The 17,851-nt window shown below is 66.3% G+C and carries 15 protein-coding genes; 5 read left to right on the top strand and 10 right to left on the bottom strand.

Annotation, left to right across the window (positions count from 1 at the left end):
• Window positions 1-379: 379 nt before the first annotated feature.
• A complete protein-coding gene (locus EU800_RS15460; RefSeq protein WP_129633939.1) occupies window positions 380-1,366 on the bottom strand; it encodes a D-glycerate dehydrogenase in 987 nt (328 codons plus the stop codon).
• Window positions 1,367-1,509: 143 nt separating this feature from the next.
• On the opposite strand from EU800_RS15460, the gene EU800_RS15465 reads away from it, so the two are divergent.
• Together EU800_RS15465 and EU800_RS15470 are read left to right on the top strand one after the other, a co-directional pair.
• Window positions 1,510-2,022 (top strand): SH3 domain-containing protein, encoded by a 513-nt coding sequence (locus EU800_RS15465; protein ID WP_242500589.1) that lies wholly within the window; start codon window positions 1,510-1,512, stop codon window positions 2,020-2,022.
• A gap of 249 nt (window positions 2,023-2,271) precedes the next feature.
• Window positions 2,272-3,033 carry a glycosyltransferase family 2 protein gene (locus EU800_RS15470; RefSeq protein WP_242500590.1) on the top strand — a complete coding sequence of 254 codons (762 nt, stop codon included), beginning with the start codon at window positions 2,272-2,274 and terminating at the stop codon, window positions 3,031-3,033.
• Window positions 3,034-3,075: 42 nt separating this feature from the next.
• Here EU800_RS15470 and EU800_RS15475 read toward each other — a convergent pair whose 3' ends face one another.
• From EU800_RS15475 to EU800_RS15500, 6 genes are all read right to left on the bottom strand, one after another.
• The gene (locus EU800_RS15475; RefSeq protein WP_129633941.1) at window positions 3,076-5,103 is read right to left on the bottom strand and encodes a M3 family metallopeptidase; all 2,028 of its coding nucleotides are present in this window, start codon (window positions 5,101-5,103) and stop codon (window positions 3,076-3,078) included.
• Between the two features lie 67 nt (window positions 5,104-5,170).
• Complete coding sequence (locus EU800_RS15480; protein WP_129633942.1) at window positions 5,171-5,968, bottom strand: amino acid ABC transporter permease; 798 nt, start codon at window positions 5,966-5,968, stop codon at window positions 5,171-5,173.
• A 103-nt stretch (window positions 5,969-6,071) separates the two neighbouring features.
• Entirely contained in the window at window positions 6,072-6,428 is a 357-nt protein-coding gene (locus tag EU800_RS15485) for a hypothetical protein (protein WP_129633943.1), read from the bottom strand.
• Window positions 6,425-7,216, bottom strand: a complete 792-nt coding sequence (locus EU800_RS15490) for a transporter substrate-binding domain-containing protein (protein WP_129633944.1) — start codon at window positions 7,214-7,216, stop codon at window positions 6,425-6,427. Before EU800_RS15490 ends, EU800_RS15485 begins: the two co-directional genes overlap by 4 nt.
• Before the next feature lie 56 nt (window positions 7,217-7,272).
• Complete coding sequence (locus EU800_RS15495) at window positions 7,273-8,319, bottom strand: HesA/MoeB/ThiF family protein (RefSeq protein ID WP_129633945.1); 1,047 nt, start codon at window positions 8,317-8,319, stop codon at window positions 7,273-7,275.
• A gap of 121 nt (window positions 8,320-8,440) precedes the next feature.
• Window positions 8,441-9,490 carry an AbrB family transcriptional regulator gene (locus tag EU800_RS15500; RefSeq protein ID WP_242500591.1) on the bottom strand — a complete coding sequence of 350 codons (1,050 nt, stop codon included), beginning with the start codon at window positions 9,488-9,490 and terminating at the stop codon, window positions 8,441-8,443.
• A gap of 93 nt (window positions 9,491-9,583) precedes the next feature.
• On the opposite strand from EU800_RS15500, the gene EU800_RS15505 reads away from it, so the two are divergent.
• The 3 genes from EU800_RS15505 (at window position 9,584) to dut (ending at window position 14,281) form a co-directional block, all read left to right on the top strand.
• Window positions 9,584-10,513 (top strand): LysR family transcriptional regulator, encoded by a 930-nt coding sequence (locus EU800_RS15505; RefSeq protein ID WP_129633946.1) that lies wholly within the window; start codon window positions 9,584-9,586, stop codon window positions 10,511-10,513.
• 64 nt (window positions 10,514-10,577) lie between these two features.
• Window positions 10,578-13,784 (top strand): PAS domain-containing protein, encoded by a 3,207-nt coding sequence (locus EU800_RS15510; RefSeq protein WP_129633947.1) that lies wholly within the window; start codon window positions 10,578-10,580, stop codon window positions 13,782-13,784.
• A gap of 47 nt (window positions 13,785-13,831) precedes the next feature.
• Complete coding sequence (gene dut / locus EU800_RS15515) at window positions 13,832-14,281, top strand: dUTP diphosphatase (RefSeq protein ID WP_129633948.1); 450 nt, start codon at window positions 13,832-13,834, stop codon at window positions 14,279-14,281.
• A gap of 4 nt (window positions 14,282-14,285) precedes the next feature.
• Here the strand turns inward: dut and coaBC are convergent, their stop codons facing one another.
• The 3 genes from coaBC to EU800_RS15530 all read right to left on the bottom strand — a co-directional run bounded on the left by coaBC (window position 14,286) and on the right by EU800_RS15530 (window position 17,849).
• Entirely contained in the window at window positions 14,286-15,482 is a 1,197-nt protein-coding gene (coaBC, locus tag EU800_RS15520) for a bifunctional phosphopantothenoylcysteine decarboxylase/phosphopantothenate--cysteine ligase CoaBC (protein WP_129633990.1), read from the bottom strand.
• Between the two features lie 184 nt (window positions 15,483-15,666).
• Complete coding sequence (gene nagA / locus EU800_RS15525; protein ID WP_129633949.1) at window positions 15,667-16,821, bottom strand: N-acetylglucosamine-6-phosphate deacetylase; 1,155 nt, start codon at window positions 16,819-16,821, stop codon at window positions 15,667-15,669.
• The gene (locus EU800_RS15530) at window positions 16,818-17,849 is read right to left on the bottom strand and encodes an SIS domain-containing protein (protein WP_129633950.1); all 1,032 of its coding nucleotides are present in this window, start codon (window positions 17,847-17,849) and stop codon (window positions 16,818-16,820) included. The genes nagA and EU800_RS15530 overlap by 4 nt, the downstream gene beginning before the upstream one ends.
• Between the last annotated feature and the right edge of the window lie 2 nt (window positions 17,850-17,851).

Raw genomic sequence — 17,851 nt, forward strand, 5'->3', positions numbered from 1 at the left:
CTTCCTGTCATGCCAGTTTGATGCAAGTCTTCCGAAGACCCTTCCGTTCCTGGCGATCAGTAGCCAAGTATCGGACCTGGCGAGGGGATTCTTCGCGTCCGTCGCTATGGCCCGAGGTATGAGATCGCGCAGGAGACGGCGTAGTGTTGGAGGATGGCTTCGAACCTCCGCGGGATTGTGGAGCTAACAACCCCGTGGAAGCTTCGCTCGTTTGCGAGAATGAGCTTTCGGCATTCATCGAGCGGAACAGCGCGGCACGACAAGCGCCTCACTGCGCGATATCCGCCGTCATCCGCCCGGCGGGCGGCTCGAACAGCGCGACCACAAGCGCTAAGCAGAGAACGCGACATGCAGAGTCCGCGAAGCGCGGCAATGTCTCTCAAAGCATTGAGGGCACGACGAGGTCGGGCGGCCGGTGGCCATCGTCGAACGCCTTGATGTTCACGATGACCTTCTCGCCCATCTCGACCCGGCCCTCGACCGTAGCCGACCCCATCTGCGGCAGCAGAACCACGTTGTTGAGATTCCTGAGTCGCGGATTGACCTCGGCGCCATGCTCATAAACGTCGAGCCCGGCTCCGGCGATCTCGCCCGCGCGCAGCATCCGGGTCAGCGCGTTCTCGTCCACCACTTCGCCACGCGAGGTATTGACCAGAACAGCGGTGGGTTTCAGGAGCTTCAAGCGCCGCGCGTTCATCAGGTGATAGGTCGAGGGCGTGTGCGGACAATTGATCGAGATCACGTCCATTCGGCTGACCATCTGATCGAGGCTCTCCCAGAAAGTCGCACCGAATTCCTCCTCGACCTCCGGCCGGAGTCGCCGGCGATTGTGGTAGTGGACCTCCATGCCAAAGGCCCGGGCCCGTCGCGCCACCGCCTGGCCGATCCGTCCCATCCCGAGGATGCCGAGCCGGCGCCCGCCAAGGCGCCCGCCAAGCCAGGCCGTCGGCGCCCAGCCCTCCCACGTGCCCGCCTGCATCACCGCAAGCCCCTCGGGAATCCGCCGCGTCACGGCCAGAATCAGTGCCATCGCCATGTCGGCCGTGTCGTCCGTGGTCACGCCGGGCGTGTTCGACACCAGAATTCCGCGCTGACGGGCCGAGGCGACGTCGATATTGTCGACGCCCGCTCCGTAATTCGCGATCAGCTTCACCTTCTCGCCGGCATGCGCGAGCATGGCGGCATTGATCTGGTCGGTGATGGTGGAAACGAGAACATCGGCGCGGCACAGCGCCTTGACAAGCTCCTCGTGAGGCAATTGCCGGTCGTCGGTGCTCAATTCGGTGTCGAAGAGCTCGCAGAGCCGAGTCTCGACCGGTTCCGGCAACCGTCGCGTCACGACAACACTCAGCCGCTCTTTATGCATGAAACCCCTCCTGGAATCTTCCGTAGCCTCTCCCTCGGGCGCTAGAGTGACGATCATTGCAGCGCAGCACAAGCGCCCCAAGAAACGAGCGACAAAAAACCATGGGACTGCAGGTAATAACCTTCCGTCGCGGAGCGAATCTCTTGACGATTCAGGCGTACGGGGCCGTTTTGGCACTCGCCCTCGGGCTTGCCACCGCCTCCGCCGCAGCGCAGCAAACGCCCACCGAACGCGGGCCGGTGACCAACCTGCCGCTGCCCCGCTTCGTCTCGCTCAAGAGTGACGAGGGCAATGCGCGGCGCGGCCCCTCGCTCAGCCACCGGATCGACTGGGTCTACAAACGCCGCGCCATGCCGCTCGAAGTCACGGCGGAATACGGCCATTGGCGACGTGTGCGCGACCGGGACGGAGCCGGCGGCTGGGTGCATTACGCGCTGCTTTCGGGCGTGCGCACGGTGCTCGTCGAGGAGGACATGGTCGCCCTCCACGCCCAGCCAAGCGCCGAAGCCGAGACGCTAGCGCGCGCCGAGGCCGGCGTCGTCGCCCGGCTCGGGGCCTGCACGCATGACTGGTGCCGCATCTCTGCCGGGGGCGCGCGCGGCTGGGTCCCGAAGACCGCGATCTGGGGGGTCGGCGCCGACGAGTTGCGGGACTGACGGATACGCCGCCCATGCCCGCACCAGGGCTGGTCCTCAACGCGTCCGCCCTCATCCCCGCAAGCTTTGCTTCCGGCTTGACCCAAGTGCGACTCCGAGACTACGAGAGCGTCGAATGCAGAGACGAGCCACAGTTCGCGCAGAGCCGTGCGGCGTTTCGGCCGCGTTGTCTCGGATGGATTTGGCTCCGCCAGCCCGGGCGAGCGGCGTGAGCACGCAGCCTGCCCAAATGAAATACTCGGTTTCGACGTGATCAGGATTTCCATTATCACCGTGGTCCGCAACCGCGTCGGGACGATCGGGCAAGCGATTGAGAGCGTGCAGTCGCAGAGCTATCCGCATGTCGAACATGTCGTCCAGGACGGCGCCTCGACTGATGGCACGCTCGAAATCATCGAGCGGCTTGCGACCCCTTCGACGTCGCTGGAGAGCGCCCCCGATGGCGGCATCTACGAAGCGATCAACCGCGGGATCGAGCGGGCGACGGGCGACGTGATCGGGCTGATGCATTCGGACGATTTCTATGCGCATGACGCGGTTCTGACCCATGTCGCCGAGCGGCTGGAGACGAGCCCGGCCGACGGGCTCTATGGCGATCTCGACTATGTTTCCTCGCGGGAAGCCGGCCGTGTCGTGCGCCGCTGGAAATCCGGCAGCTACGACCGCGCGAAGCTCTCGCGCGGCTGGATGCCGCCGCACCCGACGCTCTATTTGCGGCGCGAGGTCTACGACCGGTTCGGCGGGTACGACACGGAGTTTCGCATCGCCGCGGATTACGAGGCGATGATGCGGTACCTCGTGCGGGGCGGAATTGCGCTCGACTACCTGCCCGAAGTGATGGTGAAGATGCGGCTCGGCGGCGAGAGCAACGGTTCGCTGCGCCGCGTCGTTCGAAAGAGCCGCGAGGATCTGCGCGCGATCCGGCGGCACGAGCTTGGCGGAGTCGGCACGTTGGCCTTGAAGAGCCTGCGCAAGATCGGCCAGTTCGTCGGACCAGAGCGCCGGGCCTGAACCGACCAGAAGGCGGATCGCTCAGGTGCGCCAGAAGCAGGTTCAGGCGGTCTCGACCAGCCCCCGCCCCTTCAGCAACGCCTCCACGCCCGGCAATCGTCCGCGGAACTCGATGTAGAGATCGTCCGGCTCCCGCAATCCACCGACCGACAGGACATGCCGCTCCAACTGTGCCGCTACCTCCGGATCGAACGGATCGCCCGCCTCCTCGAAGGCCGCGAACGCGTCCGCGTCCATGACCTCGGACCACATGTAGCTGTAATAGGCCGAGGCATATCCGCCACCGGAGAAGACATGTGCGAATTGCGGCGTCGCGTGCCGCATGGTGATGGCCGCCGGCATGCCAATGCCCTCCAGCACCTCGGCCTGCTTCTGCATCGGGTCGGCCGGCGGCGGACCGTCATGAAAGTCGAGGTCCACGAGCGCCGAAGCGATGAATTCGACTGTCTGGAAGCCCATGTCGAAAGTCGCCGCCGCGAGCACCCGCTCCAGCATCGCCTCCGGCAGCGCCTCTCCGGTCTCGGCGTGGGTGGCGAAGCGCTGCAAGACCTCCGGCACCTCGAGCCAATGTTCATAGAGCTGGCTCGGAAGTTCGACGAAATCACGCGGCACGGAAGTGCCGGAAATGCTTTCGTAGGTCACATCGCTCAGCATTTGGTGCAGCGCGTGTCCAAACTCGTGAAACAGCGTGCGCGCGTCGTCATAGGACAGGAGCGCCGGCGCACCCGCCGCGGGCTTCGCGAAGTTGCAGACATTGATCACGTGCGGACGGACTTCGCCTCCGAGCTTCCGCTGGCTGCGCAGCGCCGAGCACCAGGCACCTGACCGCTTGCCGGCCCGCGCGAAATAGTCACCGATGAAAACCGCGACATGCGCGCCAGCGCGCGTTACCTCCCACGCTCGGGCGTCGGGATGGTGCAGCGGCACGTCCAGTGACCGGAACTCCAGCCCGAAGAGCCGTGTCGCACAGTCGAAGGCGGCCTCAATCATCCGGTCGAGCTGCAGGTAGGGCTTGAGTTCCGCCTCGTCGAGATCATGCAGCGCGCGGCGACGCTTCTCGGCGTAGTAGCGCCAGTCCCAGGGCTGCAACGGCATGTCCTCGCCCTCGACAACGAGCAGCCGCTCGTAGTGGAAACTGTCCGATTGCGCACGGCGCACCGCCGGCTCCCAGACCTGCATCAGCAGCTCGCGCACCGCCGCGGGCGTTTTTGCCATCTCCGGCTCAAGCCGGTAGGCCGCGAAGCTCTCGTAGCCCAGGAGTCGCGCCCGCTCGTCACGCAGCGCAAGCGTTTCGGTGGTGATCGCGCGGTTGTCCGTCGCCCCGCCATTCGCGCCACGCGCCGCCCAGGCCTCGAAGGCGCGCTTGCGCAGGGCGCGGTCGGGCGAAAATTGCAGGAAGGGCACGATCAGGGAACGCGACAGCGTGACGACCGGCCCCGCGTGGCCCCGCTCGGCGCCCGCCGCGCGCGCGGCGTCGACGACGAAGCCCTGCAGACCCGACAAATCGGCTTCGCCAAGTTCCATGACCCAGTCCCGTTCGTCGGCCAGAAGGTTCTGGCCGAAGGCGGTGCCAAGCTCGGCAAGCCGCGTGTTGATTTCCCGCAGCCGCGCCCGTCCGGCAGCGTCGAGCGCGGCGCCGGCGCGGCGGAAACTCCGATGCGTCAGCTCCAGAACCCGTGCCTGCTCCTCGGTCAGCCCGAGCGTGTCGCGCGCCTGCCAGAGCGCATCGATCCGCCCGAAGAGCGCCCCGTTCATCATCACGTCGGACGAATACTCCGCCAGCTTCGGCGAGAAGATCCGCTGAAGTGCCTCGCGCTCGGGGTTGGACTCCACCGAAGACAGCAGGAAGAAGACCGAGAGCACGTCCGATAGCGCCTGCCCCGCAAGCTCCAGCGCCTCGATCGTGTTGGCGAAGTCCGGCGGCTCGGGACAGGCGGCGATCTCGTCGATCTCGGTCCGGGCTGCGGCCAGAGCGGTCTCGAAGGCGGGGGCGAAATCGGCATCTGTGATCGCGGCGAAATCGGGCAGCCCGAAGGGTTGGGCACGATCAGCAAGAAGCGGGTTGGTCATGGTCGGGCTCCGGGTGATGCTGCTGGGTCTACCTATGTCCACGGCGCATGCAGCGCCAGCCCCGGTCTCACCCCGGCCGTCGCCGCATGTGACGCTCGAAGCGGCGCAGCAGAAGCGAGAGCGTGACGGTCATGGTCAGGTAGAGGAAGGCGACGACGTTGTAGGTCTCGAAATAGTGGAAGTTGCCCGCCGCGGTGACCTTTCCGAGCTGGGTGATGTCGAGGACGCCGAGCACCGAGACCAGCGAGCTATCCTTGATCATGGCGATGAAGTCATTGCCGAGCGGAGGCAGGATGGTGCGGACCGCCTGCGGGAAGACGATGAAGCGGAAACGCTGCCATCCATTCAGCCCAAGGGTCTTTGCGGCTTCCACTTGACCTTCATCCACTGATTGAAGGCCGGCCCGGAACACTTCGGCAATAAAGGCAGAATAACCGATCGTCAGGGCCAGGACCGCACGCCAGAGAAGCGCGAAATCGCGGGTGCGGATCGGGTCGATCCCGAGCGGCTCCACCACGTGGTTGATGAGGGCGACTAGCGCCGGGGCGACGACGAACGCGACATAGAGCAGGAGCACCAGGATCGGCAGACCGCGGACGATCTCTATATAAAACCGCGCGACCTGGCGCAGGACCCGATAGCGCGAGAGCGAGGCCACCGCCAGAAGCAAGCCGATCAGGCAGGCAGAGGAGAAGGCCACGAGGGTGACGAAGAGAGTGATCCAGACCCCGCGCGAAAGCGTGCCAAGGATCTGGCTCAGGAGATTGTCGGAGACGATCCGCCACAGGAACCAGAGCCCCAGCCCGCCGGCAGCCAGAAGCCACCAGGGAAATTCGCCGACGGTCTGATCGTTCCGGGGAGTCATCGCGCACCTGCCACGGCTTCATGGCCAGGACCCCTGAGCATTTCCTGTCCGGTTCTTCCTGCCCACGGGTTACCCATGGCCCATTGTTCTCCAGAAGAGGCGGTCACTCGCGGCAACCGAAAGGGACAAAGGTGCTGGCTATGCCCTCGTTCATCGTCATGACCGTCAGGAGATTCGCCAACTCGGTTTCCTCGTCGGTCTCGGCACAAATGAAGACCTGCTCCTTGCATCCGCCGGCAATAAAGGCGTCGTTCCGGTCCAGGAAGACATCGCGAATCCCGTCGCGCCCGAGCAAGCGGAGCGCATCTGCGACGGCGCTGCGACAGAGACGGCATTTCTTCTCGGTCCAGTCTTCCGGGTCCGTGCTCTGGGCCGGTGCCGGCAGCGCTATGCCCAGAGCCAGGATCCACGCGAGGGAAGCGCAAGCGCGGCCCGGCCCGCACCCGCCGGGATGGCTCACCCGCCCATCTTGTAGTCGAGGAACCACTTCTTGTTCAGCGCGTCGAGCGTGCCGTCCTCCTTCATCTCCGCAATTGCGGCGTTGATCGGCTCCACGAGTTCCGACCCCTTCGGGAAAATGAAACCGAAGTCTTCTGTCCCAAGGGGTTGGCCGATGATCTTCAAGCCACCGTCGGAGGCGGCGACATAGCCGTTGGCGGCTGTGCTATCGGAGAGCGCGAGGTCGATATCGCCCACGCGCAGCGCCTGGATCGCAGCACCGAAGGTCTCGAAGAGCTTCATCCGTGGATTCTGCTCGTCGCCATCGAGGATGTCGTAGATGCCGACATAGAACGGCGTCGTTCCCGGCTGGGCGCCGATCAGCAGGTCGTCATCGGCGGCGAACTCCGTGTGGTCGGCAAAACGATCTTCGTCGCCACGCACCAGCATCATCATTTCCGAGCGCAGGTACGGATCTGAAAAGTCCACCTTTTCCATCCGGTCCTCGCGGATGGTGATGCCCGTCATGCCGATGTCATACTGGCCCTCCGAGACCGCGGGGATCATCGCATCCCAGGATGTGTTCTCGTAGACCACAGCTATATTGAGCCGCTTGGCGATCTCGGCCATCGCGTCGTATTCCCAGCCGATCACGTCGCCGCTGGCCGGGTCGACGAATTGCAGCGGCGGATAAGCGTTCTCGGTGACAACAGTCACTTCGCGCCCGCCGAGGTCCGGCACTTCGGCCAGCGTTGGCGCGGCGATCAACACCGCGAGCGCTGCGGCGGCGAGTGATGCGGCTGGATTCATGGCAGAGTCTCCTGTTGGTTTGCGCGCAGTATGGCGCGGCGGCGGGAAAGGTCCAGTCAGCCGCCGCAGATCGGACAGCCCGGCCGCCGTTTAAGGGCGATCTGACGGGTTTCGCCATAGAGCGCATCGTAGATGAGCATGCGCCCGCGCAGCGGTTCCCCGGCGTCGGCCAGAAGTTTTACCGCCTCCACCGCCATCATCGTGCCGAGAACCCCCGGCAGCGGCCCCAGAACCCCCGCCGCGGCACAGGAAGGCGCGAGCCCCGGTGCTGGCGCTTCGGGGAAAATACACTCGTAACAGGGCGCGCCTGCTGCCGGATGAAAAACCGAGATCTGTCCCTCCCATTGACTCAGCGCAGCGGAGACAAGCGGGACGCCACAGGCGACTGCCGTGCGGTTCACAAGGTAGCGTGTGTTGAAATTGTCTGTACCGTCGAGAATGAGATCATACTCAGCAAAAAGCTCCGAAGCGACGTCTTCCGTCAACTCCCGATGGTATGGCTTTAATGTTATGAATGGGTTGCGCGCCGACATTGAGCTGACAGCCGAGAAAACCTTGGGCGATCCGATATCCGCGTCGCCATGGGCGATCTGCCGCTGGAGGTTCGATTTGTCTACGTCGTCATGGTCGATCACGCCGATCGTTCCGACCCCGGCGGCCGCCAGATAGAGCAGCGCCGGCGAGCCGAGCCCGCCCGCACCGACCACGAGGACTTTCGCCTCCTTCAGCCTCTTCTGCCCCGGCCCGCCAAGTTCGCGCAGAACGATATGGCGGGCATAGCGCTCCAACTCGCCCTCGGCGAAGACGCCAGTCCGGGCGGGCGCAGCCGGCTGTTTCTCGGCCTCAGGGCGCGCACGCCCCCGAAGGCGGCGAATCACAGCCGCATAGAGGAGCACCAACGCCGCAGCGCCGGCGAGCAGCAGCCAGGGGGCGGCAGAGCCGCCGGTGGCCTCTCGCAGCGGGTGACCGTTTGGAAGCAGGACCTGCACCAGAAGTACCGCACCGAACAATGCGCCAAGCGCCATGCTGCGCGCCCTGGGCGGTGCGCCCATCAGCCGCCCGAGCCCCCAGAGGGCCGCGGCCAGGATCAGGACCAGGGTCATGGCTCTCGTCTCCGCGCTCGGGCGGCCGCCGGCCGGGGCGTCGCCTGTCGTTCCGTCTCGTCGCTGGAGCCTAGCGCTTTTCCCCGCGGGCTCAACGCGAAAGCAACCTCTGATAGTGCGATCAGATGCGCCAGCGGCGGTTGAAAAGTCGCATCACGAGAGGCGCACAGATCACCACCAGAACAAGGCGGAACACGTGGTGCAGGGCGACATAGGTAAGATCGGCCCCGGCGATGATTGCGAGGATCACCATCTCGCCCTGCCCGCCTGGCAGGAAAGCGAGGAACGCATCCTGGCCGGGCGCGATCTGCAACTGGGCGATGACCTCGATGAACACCAGGCTTATGGCCGCCAACAGCAGCGCATTGGCGGTTGCAGCGGAGACGATGCGGCGAAGTTCCGAAACCGTGACGCCGGTGTATTTCGCACCGACAGCCAGTCCGATGAAGAATTGCGCGGCCCAGATGATCTCGGCCGGCGGACGATTGTGAATTAATCCCGTGAGGCTGAGGACAGCGGTCAGGATCATCGGACCGAGGATGGACGCACCGAACAGCCCCAGCCGCTCCGCGACCTGCCAGCCGACCAGCGCTGAAGCAAGCATCAGCGCGATTTCCTGCGGCGGTATCTCGGCGGCTGGCAGGCCCGGCCGCGCGTGGAGATCGGTCCCCCAGAGCGCATGCAGCGCCACCGGCGCGATGATGACAATCAGCAGGACGCGGGTCGCATGGACCAGCGAGAGGACCCGGACATTGCCGCCGGCCTGCTCGCCGAAAACCAGCATGTCCTGCAAGCCGCCGGGCATGGCGGCGTAGTAGCTTGTGATCTGATCGAAGCCGAAACCGCGGCGCAGGAGCGGATAGGATGTGAGCCCGATCACGGCGATGAACAGCGGGACAAAGGCGAGCGAAAGCGCCATCTCCGGCGCACGCGCGAGGGTCTCCGGGGTGATCGATGCGCCGGCCGCGACGCCGAGCAGCGTGCGGAAAACCACACCAAGGCGTCCCATCCCCGCCATCTGTGCGCCAGCCAGTGCGAAGACGAGGCAGGCGAACATCGGTCCGAGCAGGAAGGGCAGCGGGAGGCCGGCAAGGCTGAAGACAAGCACACCGAGTGCGGCAATGGCGAGTGTGCGGCCCCTGAGGCGCAATATCCGTCTGTCGGGTCCCACGCGGTCGATCGGTCCAGTCTGGCGTTGCTTGACAGTGGCCTAGCAGCCCATGTTTGATTTTTCCAATGACGCTTTCAAAAAGATTGATAGGCAATGCGCATCAACTTCGATTTCAACGACCTCGAAGCCTTTCTCGCGGTGATGGAGACAGGCAGCTTCCACGGCGCCGCGGAACGCCTGAACCTGTCGCAGCCGGCAGTGACGCGACGGATTCAGAAGCTGGAAGCCGGGCTCGGGTCGGAATTGTTCGAGCGGTCCACCCGTGCGGTGCGTCCGACGCTTGCGGCCAAGCGGTTAAGGACACGCGCCGAGGCGATGCTCAAGGATGCGCAGGAAACGACGCTCGCGATGCGCGACGAGAGCGTCGCCTTCGCGCATCAGCGCAACGCAGTGGTCAACCTGGCCACCCTGCCCACCATCGTCTCCCGCCTGCTGCCGGGCGCGATTCGGCGGTTCCGTGCCGCCGGCTTCGGCGCCCGCATCCGCATTCTCGACATCACCGCCAACGATGTCGCCGAGGCGGTGGCGCAGGGCGATGCCGATTTCGGTATCTGCTCGATCCCCGCGCTCGCCCGCGCGATGGATTTCGAGGCGTTGTTTGACGAACCAATTGTCCTGGCGATGCCGCCCGACCATCCTCTGGCCACCCATGATGCCGTGCCGTGGCGTGCGCTCGACGGCGAGGCGCTGATCCTGCCGACACGCGGCACCGGCAACCGGCTCCTGATCGATGACGCGATGGCGCGGGTCCGCCTGCCGCTGCACTGGACCTTCGAAGTGCATCGCGCCTCAACCGCGCTCGAACTGGTGGCCGGCGGCGTCGGAGTCGCCCTGGTGCCGCTGTCCGCGGTCGCCCCGGTGCTCCGGCTGCGGCTGGCGCTCCGGCCGATGATTAGCCCCGAGATCATCCGGCCGGTCGGCCTGCTCAGTCGCGCGGGCCAGTCCAACGCTCCAGCGGTCCGGGGACTTCGTGCGGCGCTGCGGGCTCAGGCGCACGCTGTCCCCGAGACCATTTCCGATTGATTAACCGACTGCGGTGTAGTCAGGCGGAAAAGGCGCGGGCAACGGGGCCGAGGGAAACGGGCGAATGAACGGCGAATTCGAGGACGTCCTTCCACGCTCGGGGCGGGTGCGTCCGGTGGCTCTGGCCCTTGTTGTGCTGGCACTGATGATGTTCGCGACGCTCTTGGTCCAGCGCCAGTTCGACCGAGTCCGGAGAGACGAAATCCGGGCGGTGACGGCGGCACGAGCCAATGCGATCGCCGCGGAGGTCGACACGCGGCTCAACTTCCAGATCCAGGCTGTCCGGCATACGGCGGAGCATATCGCTCAAGACACCACGCGTGATGAGGATATCGGCGAAAGACTCGCGCGGCTGCAAAGGCAGTTCGACGATTTCCAGGCCCTCAACTGGGTCGACCCGCAGGGCATCATCCAGATTGTCACGCCGCTCCGGGGCAACGAGCCGGCGCTCGGCCTATCACTGCCGGACCTGCCGGTGCCATCGCGGGTCCTGGCTCGCGCCAGGGAGACCAGGAAGGTCGCGGCGACGCCGCCGCTCGAGCTTGCCCAGGGCGGCACCGGTTTCGTCTTCTACGTCCCCGTCCTTGCGGAAGGGCATTTGCACGGTTTCGTCAACGGTGTCATCCGCTCCGACCGACTCCTTGCGCAAGTCTTCGGGCCGCGTCTCGGCAACTCCCATGTGCTCGACATCCGAGACGCCACCGGCGAGAAGCTTTTTCGCAGCCCGGGTGTGGCGTCGGATTACACTGTCGAACGAGCGGTGCGGGTCGCCGACCGCCGCTGGATCCTTTCGCTGTCCCCGACACAATCCTCCATCACTGCGTCAGGACCGGCACAAGGGCGTGTGATCCTGGGACTGGGCGGCGCGTTGGCCCTCTCCATGAGCTTTCTGAGTTATGCCGCACTCGTCCGTCAGCGGGCTCTGGAACAGAGCGAGGAGCGTTTTGCCTTTGCCATGGAGGGGGCAAGCGAGGGGCTCTGGGACTGGAATCTCGAGACCGGAGAGATCTATTTCTCGCCGCGCTACTTCCTGATGCTCGGCTACCGCCCGGAGGATATGGCGAATGATTTCTCGACCTTCGCCGAGCTGGTGCATCCCGACGACAGGGCGCACGCGCTGGCCGATCCGCATGTCGTCTTCGGCGGCGACACGACGGTCGTGGAGAACGAGTTCCGGCTGCGCCACAAGGACGGCAGTTGGCGCAACATTCTCTCGCGCGCCTTTGTCTCACGACGCAATGGGCGCGCGGTGCGCATGGTCGGCACCCATCTTGATGTCACGGAATCGCATCGACAGCAGCGGCGCCTTTTCGAAGCGGAGCGGCTGACGCGCGAGGGGATCGAAGCCCTTCCGGTGGGCTTTGCCTATTTCGATCCGCAGGGAAAGCTCGTCCTCTGGAACACCCGATTCCCCGACCTGTTGCCATCCCCCTGCGCGACGGTCGAGATCGGCCTGCCTTTCGAACACGTGCTCCGGTGTATCGCGCCTCAGGTCGCAGCCGCCAATGAATGCAAGGACGCAGGGGATTTCGTGCAACGGAGGCGCGCGGCCATCGCAGAGGGAGGCGGCCATTGGGTCGGTCAGTATCCGGACGGTCGCCGCATCACGGCCTATGAGCACCCGACCTCCAGCGGTGGCTTCATCACGGTGCTGCTGGATGTGACGGAGCGGGTCGCCGCCGAAGAGGCGCTGCGCCAAAGCCAGAAGCGGCTCGAGGAGGCGGTACGGATCGCTCGGCTGGGAAGCTGGTCCGTCCACCCGGATCAGCGCCTGGAGGTGTCGCCGGAAGCCTGCGAGATCCTCGGCATGACACCACAGCAGCTCAGCGGGCGCATCACGGATCTCGAGCCCTACGTTCACCCCGACGACTGGCAGCGCATGCGCGATGCCTTTGCCGCAGCTTGGAAAGGCGGCGCTCCCTATGACTTCGTCCATCGCGCGATCATGCCCTCGGGCGAGATCCGGACCTTGCGCGAGCGCGGCGAGATCCTCCGCGATGCCGAGGGAACCTTCCTCGGAATGAGCGGCTCGGTGCAGGACATCACCGAGCAAGCACGTCTTGAAAGCCAGCTCCATCAGGCACAGAAGATGGAGGCAATCGGCCAGCTCACCGGCGGGCTCGCGCATGATTTCAACAACCTGCTCGCGGTGATCCTTGGCAACGCGGAACTGTTGCAGGAGGATTTTCCGGACTCCCAACCGCTGTGCACCGCGATCATCCGCGCCTCGCGGCGCGGCGCCGAAATCGCCCAGAGGCTGCTGACATTCGCCCGTCGTCAGCCGATCTGGCCTGAACCGGTCGACATCGCCGGGCTGGCACGGGATATCCATGCGCTCTCCGCGCGCACCCTGGGCGACACGATCGAGGTCCGGCTGGATCTTCCCGACGATCTCTGGTTCGCCGCCACCGATTCCGGTCAGGCCGAGAACGCCCTTCTGAACCTCGCGCTCAACGCACGCGACGCGATGCCAGAGGGCGGCCGGCTTCTGATCGCGTGCGAGAATGTCAGTCTGGCGCGGCGCGAGGCCGATGGGCTCGGACTGGAGCCGGGAGACTATGTGCGGCTCTCGGTGCGCGACGAGGGCGCCGGCATGAGCGAAGCGGTGCGCGCGCGCGCCTTCGACCCCTTTTTCACCACCAAGGAGCACGGCAAGGGCACCGGGCTGGGTCTCTCAATGGCCTACGGTTTTGCGCGCCAGTCGAACGGCGCGATCGAGATCGAATCGAGCGAAGGCGTCGGCACCTGCGTCAACCTCTTCCTGCCCCGCGCGGCGGCGCCGGAAAGCACGGAGAGCACGGCGGCCGCGGTGTTGGGCGACGCATCCGCGCCCGGCAATTCCACCGTCCTCGTCATCGAGGACGAACCGGATGTCCGGCGGATGACGTGCCACCTGCTGCGCGGCGAAGGCTATAGCGTTCTGGAGGCAGCGGATGCCGACAGTGCCCTCGAGATCGTCGCCACCCATCCCGAGATTTCGCTTCTGCTGAGCGACGTCATGCTGCCGGGCCGGCTGCTCGGGCCGGCCCTTGCCGAAAAGATCCGCAGACTCCGGCCCGAGCTCCGCGTCGTCTTCATGTCCGGTTTCGCCGACGCCCGGTCGGACCCCGGCAGCGCGTTGCCGCCGGGCGCGCCTCTGTTGCGAAAACCGTTTCGCAAGATCGAGTTGACCGAGGCGGTCGCCCGGGCCCTCCGACATCAGGACCGTAGCGCGCGTGGACGGGCCGGACGGATGATTGCCTTTCCCGCCGTGACGCGTCTACATCCCTGACAGACCGCGCCCGCCACTGCGCGGCGCAAACGCCACCAGGGCCCGACATGACCGAACTCCGCTTCAGACGAATAGCCGGCAATGACGACCTGCCGCTGCCCTCCTATGCCACGGCGGGTGCGGCCGGAATGGACCTGCGCGCCTTCCTGCCCGCGGGTCCGATCACCTTTCGGCACGGCCAGCTCGAACTGATCTCCACAGGCTTCTGTGTCGAGCTTCCCCCAGGCACCGAGATGCAGATCCGGCCGCGCTCCGGTCTGTCGCTCCGGCACGGCTTCATCCTGCCGAACAGCCCCGGCACGGTGGACGAGGATTATCGCGGCGAGGTGAAGATCGGACTCTACTATCTCGGCCAAAGCCCGTTTTCGATCCGCCACGGCGACCGTATCGCCCAGGCCGTTGTCGCCGACATTCGGCGTGTGTCCGTCTTGGAGGTCGAGACGCTCTCGCAGACCGACCGCGGCGCCGGCGGCTTCGGATCGACAGGGCTCGAGTGATCTCTCAGGCCAGCGCCGCCGCGATCCGCGCGGCGAGCCGCCGCGCCACCTCTGCCTTGCCCATGCGCGGCCAGCGCTCGGCACCCGCCTCTGAAATGAGCACGACCTCGTTCTCGGTGCCGCCCATGATGCCCGTCCCCGCCGAGACGTCGTTGGCCAGGATCCAGTCGCATCCCTTGCGCGCCCGCTTCGACGTGGCGTGCTCGACGACCTGCTCGGTCTCCGCCGCGAAGCCCACGACGAGCCCAGGGCGCCCCTCGGCAAGCCGCGATACCTCGGCGAGAATGTCCGGATTCTCGGCGAACTCCAACTCCGGCGGCCGCCCCGAGCCGTCCTTCTTCATCTTCTGCGTCCCGGCATTGGCGACCCGCCAATCTGCCACCGCTGCCGCGAACACGCCCGCATCCGCCGGTAGCGCCGCCAGGACCGCGTCGCGCATTTCCCGCGCCGTCTCGACCGCGATCACCTCCGCTCCGGGTGGCGGCGCAACCTGGGCCGGGCCGGTGACGAAACTCACACGCGCGCCAAGTGCCAGAAGGGCCGCGGCGATCGCCGTGCCCTGCGCCCCGCTCGACCGGTTGGCGATGTAGCGCACCGGGTCGATCGGCTCATGCGTCGGTCCCGAGGTCACCACGACATGGCGCCCTGCCAGCGGCCCGCCGGCCAGCGCCGCCTCGATCGCCTCGACGATCTGAGGCACCTCGGCCATCCGCCCGAAGCCGAACTCGCCGCAGGCCATCGGTCCCTCGGTCGGACCGACTTGCAGGATCCCGTCCCCCTCCAGCAGCGCAAGGTTGCGCCGGGTGGCCGCATGCTCCCACATCCGCACATTCATCGCCGGCGCGATCAACACCCGCTTGTCGGTGGCCATCAGCAGCGTCGAACCGAGGTCATTGGCATGGCCATGCGCCATCTTTGCCATCAGGTCCGCAGTCGCCGGCGCCACCACGACCAGATCCGCCGCCCGGCTCAGCTCGATATGCCCCATCTCCGCTTCGTCGGTGAGGTTGAAGAGATCATGATAGACCTTTTCCGCCGCAAGCGCCGAGGCCGAGAGCGGGGTGACGAACTGCTCCGCCGCCGGTGTCAGCACCGGCGTCACCGCGTGCCCCCGCTCGCGCAGCCGCCGGATCAGGTCGAGCGATTTGAAGGCAGCGATGCCACCGCCGATGATCAGAAGAATGCGCTTGCCACTGTCCATTTCGGTCATCCCGGTTTGCCTTCTCCGGGTGTAGGCAGCGCGGAAGCTCGGCGCAAGCCGCGCTCGGTCTCCTGCAGGCCAATGACGCGATCGAGAGCGCGGCGCAGAACAAGGGTCTTCATCGCCTGCCGTGATTGAAATCAGGCTTGGTCGGCCGGGCGCCTCCCCCTAGGACGCTGGGAACCTAGGCGACCTTCTGTCCAGCGCGCCAGACACCGGCGAGCGCGCCGCCGGGCTCCAGATGAACGAAATCCGCCGCGCGCCCGGCGGCGAGATGACCGAACCGGTCGTCGATCCCCATGAGCGCCGCAGGCACCGAGGTGGCCATGGCAAGGGTCGCCTCGCGCGGATGCCCGATCACTTCGACGAGGTTTCGGATCGCGGTGGCGAGGTCGAGATCGGCCCCGGCCAGCGTACCGTCGGCCAGCGTCAGCCGTCCGTCCCGTCGGATGATCCGGCGACCGTTCAGAACGAAGTGATCGTCCTCCGTGCCGGCCGGGGCCATCGCGTCGGACACGAGGAAAATGCGGCCCGGCCCCTGCTTGGCCCGGAGCGCGGTAGCGAGTGCCGCGGGATGGACGTGCAGCAGGTCGGCAATCAGCCCCGCCGAGAGACGCCCGTCGGCGAGCGCCGCGCCCACGACGCCGGGCGCCCGATGCCCCATCTGGCTCATCGCGTTGAACAGGTGGGTGACGCAGCGCGCCCCGGCATCCGCGGCGGCGCGGCAGGTGTCGAAATCGGTGTCGGTATGGCCGAGAGAGACCACCGCCCCCGCCTCTGCCAGCGCCGCGATCTGTTCGTTGCTTACGCTCTCGGGCGCGACGGTCAGCATCAGCGCGGGCAAGGCGCGGGCGGCACGGGTCAGCAGCGCCAGGTCGCGCTCATCCATCGGCCGGATAAGCGACGGGTCGTGTGCGCCCTTCCGTGCCACCGAGAGATGTGGGCCCTCGAGGTGCAGCCCGGCAATTCCGGGAACGCCTGCCGCGACGGCCTTCCGCACCGCCGCGATGGCAGCTTCGGTGCGCTCGAACGTGTCGGTGATGAGAGTCGGCAGGATCGCCGCGGCGCCAAGCCGTCCATGGGCCTCCGCCATGGTGGCGAGCGTGGCGACATCCTGGGCGCCGTTGAACATCACGCCGCCGCCGCCATTCACCTGAAGATCGACGAAGCCCGGGGCAAGAACGCCCGACAACGGAGTGACATCGACACCTTCCGGAAGGTCGCCCTCCGGCAGGATCGCGGCGACCTCCGTTCCGCGGATCAGGAGCGCGCGCCCCGCCGAGAGGGTTGTGCCGTCGAAGATTTCGGCCCCGACAAAGGCCCGGTCAGCTTCCGTCATAGCGTTTCGGTAACCTTCTTCAGGTGCCGCGGTGCGTCGGGGTCAATCCCGCGCGAGGTCGCGAACCGTTCCACCATCGAATAGAATGACACGATCAGGCTGATCGGGTCGGTGAGCGGATGCGCTGTGCGCACGGTGTCAATCGCGCTGGCAAGGCTGGCCTGGCGGCTGGTGACGAACACCCGGGCGCCCTTCTCGGCGATCTGATCGGCAATTCCCGTAACGGCGGATTCCGCGGCGTCGGCGGCGGCGAAGCAGAGCACCGGGAACCCCTCGCCGACGATCGACACCGGGCCATGCAAAACTTCGGCCGAGGAGTAGCTTTCAGCGTGCAGCTGGCAGGTTTCCTTGAACTTCAGCGCCGCCTCGTTGGAGATCGCCCAGACCGGGCCGCGCCCGAGGGTGTAGAGCGACGGCGCGCTGCCGATCGCTTCGCGAACCTCGGGCCAGTCGATCCGAGTCGCCCCGTCGAGAAGATCCGGCAGGGCGCGGATCGCCGCGACGAGGTCTTTGTCGCCTTTCCATTCCGCCAGAAGCATCAGGCCGGCTACAGCCGAGGTAACGAAGGTCTTGGTGGCGGCCACAGAGCGTTCCGGTCCGGCATGGATGTCGAGCGTGTGGCCGCAGACCTCGGCCAGCGGCGAGGCGGAATCGTTGGTGATCGCCATGGTCAGCGCCCCGTCGCGCGTTGCGGCGCAGGCGAGTTCCACGATGTCGGGACTCTTGCCGGATTGCGACACCGCGATGCAGAGGCTCCGGGCAAGCTTGAGTGGGGCGCCGTAGATCGAGGCAACCGACGGCCCGACCGACGCCACCGGCAGGCCAAGCAGCAATTCACTGGCATATTTCAGATAGGTGCAGGCATGGTCCGAGGACCCACGTGCAACGGTGATGGCAAAGGCCGGGTCATGGCCGGCGGCGGCGGCGGCCGCGTCGGAGATCGCAGCCCCGCCCTGCGTCAACAGGCGCTCCACTGCGGTGGGGATCTCCTCGATCTCGCGCCGCATCTGGGTGGTCTCTTGCTGCATGG

The organism is Tropicimonas sp. IMCC6043 (assembly GCF_004146235.1).
GTDB lineage: Bacteria > Pseudomonadota > Alphaproteobacteria > Rhodobacterales > Rhodobacteraceae > Tropicimonas.